This window comes from Endozoicomonas atrinae, assembly GCF_001647025.1.
GTDB classification, from domain to species: Bacteria; Pseudomonadota; Gammaproteobacteria; order Pseudomonadales; family Endozoicomonadaceae; genus Endozoicomonas; species Endozoicomonas atrinae.
Window position 1 is genome coordinate 1 of sequence record NZ_LUKQ02000333.1, and the last position, 4710, is coordinate 4710.

At 51.5% G+C, this 4710-nt stretch carries 7 protein-coding genes and 1 pseudogene; 3 read left to right on the top strand and 5 right to left on the bottom strand.

Annotation, left to right across the window (positions count from 1 at the left end; genetic code table 11):
• Positions 1-19: 19 nt before the first annotated feature.
• From AK963_RS32495 to AK963_RS25510, 5 genes and pseudogenes are all read right to left on the bottom strand, one after another.
• Positions 20-505, bottom strand: coding sequence for a hypothetical protein (locus AK963_RS32495; RefSeq protein ID WP_066018188.1), 486 nt, complete (start codon positions 503-505; stop codon positions 20-22).
• Positions 506-534: 29 nt separating this feature from the next.
• Entirely contained in the window at positions 535-975 is a 441-nt protein-coding gene (locus AK963_RS25500; RefSeq protein ID WP_066018189.1) for a hypothetical protein, read from the bottom strand.
• Position 976: 1 nt separating this feature from the next.
• On the bottom strand, positions 977-1333 hold the full coding sequence (locus tag AK963_RS35960) for a hypothetical protein (protein WP_238593851.1): 357 nt from the start codon (positions 1331-1333) through the stop codon (positions 977-979).
• Positions 1334-1424: 91 nt separating this feature from the next.
• Positions 1425-1592: pseudogene (locus tag AK963_RS36925) on the bottom strand (hypothetical protein); the annotation flags it as partial.
• Positions 1593-1723: 131 nt separating this feature from the next.
• Positions 1724-2197, bottom strand: a complete 474-nt coding sequence (locus tag AK963_RS25510; protein ID WP_066018191.1) for a RuvC family protein — start codon at positions 2195-2197, stop codon at positions 1724-1726.
• A gap of 335 nt (positions 2198-2532) precedes the next feature.
• Here AK963_RS25510 and AK963_RS25515 point away from each other — a divergent pair, with 335 nt between their 5' ends.
• The 3 genes from AK963_RS25515 (at position 2533) to AK963_RS25525 (ending at position 4560) form a co-directional block, all read left to right on the top strand.
• On the top strand, positions 2533-3216 hold the full coding sequence (locus tag AK963_RS25515) for a helix-turn-helix domain-containing protein (protein WP_066018192.1): 684 nt from the start codon (positions 2533-2535) through the stop codon (positions 3214-3216).
• A gap of 35 nt (positions 3217-3251) precedes the next feature.
• Positions 3252-3506, top strand: coding sequence for a hypothetical protein (locus tag AK963_RS25520; RefSeq protein WP_175404649.1), 255 nt, complete (start codon positions 3252-3254; stop codon positions 3504-3506).
• Between the two features lie 127 nt (positions 3507-3633).
• The gene (locus AK963_RS25525; protein WP_066018194.1) at positions 3634-4560 is read left to right on the top strand and encodes a PD-(D/E)XK nuclease-like domain-containing protein; all 927 of its coding nucleotides are present in this window, start codon (positions 3634-3636) and stop codon (positions 4558-4560) included.
• Positions 4561-4710: the final 150 nt, after the last annotated feature.

Sequence of the window (4710 nt, forward strand, 5' to 3'; positions counted from 1 at the left end):
CCGCTGGGCTGTGCAAGACTCAGCGTTGTCGGTTCTGTGCCGCCTGGATCAGGTACGGTGCCACGTTCTTGATGGCTCGCTCACCGAATAGAAAACCAAGGACTAATAAGTTGATCACGATCAGGGCAGACTGCTGCTGCTCGGATAGTTGCCACTGGGTGAACCACTGGTAATCCAGGTATAGAGTGAAAAAGCCCCATATCGGGCGCTGACAGCCTCGGGCAAATAGAATCAGATGGCCGATGATGGGCAGGGTCTTGAGGTCTTTGGCGGTGCCTTCCAGCTGGCTGATGCGTTCGGTCAGGGTCTGTTCTGCCTTAACCAGTGCCATGTCGGCCTGATGGCGTTTCTCCTGCTCTAACCGCTGGAGCTCCATGTAGATTTTGCCCTTTTGTTCCAGGGTCATGTCCGGGGGAAAGTAGGTTTTCACCACGTCGAATAAGGTGTCGGCTAATCCGCCGGTTAAGGTGTTGACCAGGGTGCTGGCAATTTTGCTGAAGCTCATAAGCTCTCCTTGCTTTTCGCTCGTTTTCTTTAGTGGATAATCCGGTGGGGTACGCCTTCTTTTTCCCAGGTGATGCCGGTGTCTATCAGCCAGTCACTGTAGGGCTGGCACCCGAGTTCGTGGTGGATCAGAGCTTTAATCAATGGGTTCAGTAGCGGGTTAATGCCCATGGGCAGGCGCTGGTACTCGGCGAGGCCGATGCGCTGGCAAACGCTTCTGACATAGGCGTCGGTGTCGTTTTCGCTCGGCGGTGCCCAACGGTGGACGATGTCTTTCAAAGTTCGCAGCTGGTGCTTGTGGTAGTAGTTCATCAAAATGCGAGCCATTGCCCGGATGCCGTACTCGGGGGATAAAAACTGGCAGAAAGCATCATCGGTCTGGGTTGGCTTCAAGCCCAGCCAGTCATCGCCGTGGCGAATGTTGCCGGGGTTATTGTTACGCCAGCCCCGTATGTTTCTCAGTTCGGTCATGTCACTTCCCTGTGTGTTGCTGATGGCTTGCCTGCCGTTCCTGTATCCCTGCCCAGCTGTCGTATATCCTCAAACCGACCAGTACGGCGCTGGCGATGGTGGCCACCACGGTGCCGATGAAAAAGAGCTTTCTGACCTCTTCACCCAGTTTCTGCACCAGGCTGTGGGTCTCCTTGCTCTCCTCCTTGATCTCGGTGATGTCCCGGTTCATGGTCGTGAATTGCACTTCCAACTGGTTCACCGTGTGTTCCAAAGAGTTCACCCTGGGCGGGGTTCCTTCCAGCTCGGTGACCCGATGCTCTAATACCGCCATGTTTTGCTCTATTTTGTTGATTCTGTGGTCGCAGCTGTCGCTCATCGCCTTGTTCCTTTAGGTAGCCCTGTACGCCTGCACGTAGTTGGCGGCATGTCAGACCAAGGCGAGGATAGTTGTCCCCCTGCACGACCTTGCGTATGGTGCGCTCCACCAATCCGAACCGCTGACCGATGGCTTGCTTATGTTCTCCTGCCCAAACAGCCAGCCTGATCTCCTGGTTGCGGATCCGGGCAGCCATCTGTTGAGGGATATACAGGAGCATGCCTCCGAACCGGGTCGCTAACGTCTGGGCGGCTTCCATGCCGATGACTGCTACTATGGGCGATTCGTCGGTTGGATTTGATGCAATGTATTTCCTCTGTCCCCCTAAAGCCCGTTCCAGCTTGAGGGTGGTTTCTTTGCCTAACAGCTCGATAATTTCCGGCTCGCTGTTCACTGGGCCTGTCCGTATCGGGCGATCAAGATAGCGTCAGCCCGGTTATGGTCTTTCTTTCTGGTCAGGGGGGCTGATGGGTAAAGCTCCAGTGCCCGGGTTCTGGACACGTCTTTTTCTTTGTTGATGAGGTTGGCTCTGCGTTTCCAGGTGACGGGGGTGATGTACGTCAGCGGTAGGTTAAGGGCACTGATCACGCCTTCAATGGCTCCGAAGCTGCGCCCCATATTGAACATGGAAGTGACACCCTGTTTCGGCATGGCGTTGACCTTTTCCAGATAGACCATCGCTATCCGATCAGCGTCGCTTTCCCACTGTTTTAAGATGCTGGCGGTGCCATAGGTGAATAGGCGCTGTTTTTTGCCTTCGCTGACGGTGGGAAAGTCGACAACCGCATGCAGCTGGAGCGTGTCAGCGTTGATGGCCGCCATTGCGCCGGTGATGCCCGGGTCTATACCAATCAGCAAGTTCATTGAGCTTCCCTGTTCTTTCTGCGCTTATGCGTAGTTTTTATTGCGCTGAACAATCTTTTCTATCTATTTCGTTTTCTATTCTTATACGCTTGCATAACCGTTTGCAAATGCTTTGTCCAACTTATCCTTATTTATCATTGCTTATGCGTAATACTTTAATAAATTATTATGCATATCCGTTCATACTATTTTTAGTCTGTACTTTTTTTAGTGTTTTTTCTGCTCTTACGGTTGCTTTATAAAACGGCAGGCTTTACGGTTATTACTAGCTCCACTCATTTCCTTCGTTTCATGCGTTGTGGTGGAGTTGCTCTAATGGATTGGGAGTAAATTGCATGTCTACACTTGGCGCTCGTCTCCAGCTCGTTCGCAAAGAGCGAGGATTTAGCCAGGCTGCCCTGGCTAAAGCTGTGGGTTCACGACAAAGCAGCATCAACGACATCGAGTCAGGCCGCAATAAATCATCCATCTATCTGGTTAGAATTGCTCAGGTGCTGAATGTTGACCCTGTATGGTTGGAGTTGGGGGTCGACGGTTCTGCTTCTGGTGGTGTCACCATCGTGGGTCAGGGGGCGCTGCTGCCTCACTACGATGAAAAGGCAATTTTGCGTTTTGCCAAAGAGGAGCCCTTTGATAAGGATGAATGCGATGCTCAGTATCGCTGTCCTTTGAAGCACTCAGAGGCTGCTTATACGACGCTGCTAAAGCATACCAGGGACGATTTGCCGCAAAACTCAGTACTGTTTATTGAGCCACGTTGTACTTATATAAACGGCGATGTTGCGATGGTGTCATTTCCGAATAGTGGAGTTTCGGATCTTTATCGTTTGGTAGCGAATGGGAATCGTACCTTTCTGCAATCTATGGACGAACGTCTTGATCCTGCACTTCGCTCCGCTGAATATCGCCTGCGATGTTCTCAAGGCGGCGAGTTGATGTTGCCGGTATCGGATGACCCGTCACTTCCTGAGGCTGTACTGACCGGTAAGGTGTTTTTTGTTGGTCTGCCGTTGAAGTAATTCCGATGTACGTTGTGGAATGCTTTCTTTGAAATATGGATATTATTCAGGAATTGCATTTTATGAAGTCTGTGAAAGTCAGCCGTATCTGGGTCAAATCTGCGGAATCGTTGGTATTTGTAAAGCAAGACTGTGAGTCTGTTCAATCAGGCGATCTGGTGCTGGACGCTTCCTCTGAAGTCGCCACGCTCAAGACTTATTCTGAAAGTCATGAAAGTGATCAGTCTGTTGAAAACAGCTCAATGCTAGGTGTTGCCACGCTTGCTGGCCGTCCTTATCCCTTTGACTGAATCAGTAATATAGAAGGGCTTTTTTGCCCTTTTATATTACGAAAAATAAACGCATATCCGGTTGTAATCACGGATATTCATACTAAGGTTCAGACACGCATAGAAAAAAACGATAAGGAGATCAAAAATGAAGCCAGGAATCTATGACAATCTGCCAGAAATGGACTACCACGGGGGCGCTGGCCTCTCTGCGTCCACCCTGGTCGAAATGGGCCGTTCCCCTGCCCACTGTAAGGCAAAGCTCGATGGCCTGCGTGAAAAGCGCACACGGGCGCTGGATTTGGGTCAGGCGCTGCATTGTGCGGTGCTGGAGCCTGAACGTTTCCCTACTGCCTATATAGAGGCGCCCAATCCCCTAGACCCACAATACGCCGGGGTCATCCCGGTGGCGGATGTCAAGCTCAAGGAGCACTGCAAAGCCCTCGGTATTACGGGTTACTCCAAGCTGAAAAAGGATGACCTGAAACAAGCGATCCTTGAGGTGGCTCCGGATACCCGCTTCTGGGATGAGGTAGTGGCCGAAGTGGAAGCAGCCGCCACGGTGCTGTCGGAAAACGACTTGGATCTGTGTCGTGGGGTGATGGCTTCGGTGCAAAACCACGACAAAGCCTCCAAGGCGTTTTCTAAAGGGGTTGCTGAACGGTCTATCTACTGGGAGGACGCTGAAACCGGGTTGTTGTGCCGTGGCCGAATGGACTACTACCGGGAAGACCTCGGGATCATCTTCGACCTGAAATCCTGCCTTGATGCCCGTTATAGCAAGTTTCAAAAAGACATCCTCAATTATCACTACCACCAGAAAGCGTCATGGTATCTGGACGGGTGTCGGGCGCTGGGTCTGCCTGCAAATGGCTTTGCATGGCTGGCTATCGAAAAAGAGCAGCCTTACGCCATCGGGCTGTATATGGCCAGTGATGAAATGCTGCAGCTGGGTCGCTCTGAAATGCGCCTGATGCTGACTCAGTTTGCTGAATGCCAGAACTCTGGAATCTGGCCGGGCTATCCCGATGAATTCTGCACCATCGAGTTGCCTGAATGGGCACGAGCCGCTTAATCGTCTGTCTGAATAAGGAGTTTTGTTATGGCAGGGAATGCTAAAAAAACACCGGCAAAGCAGCCGGTACCAAAAAAAGAAAAGGCCGCTGACGGTGGCCAGCTCACCATCAAAGACCTGTTGCGTCAAAACAAAAACACCATAGCTCAA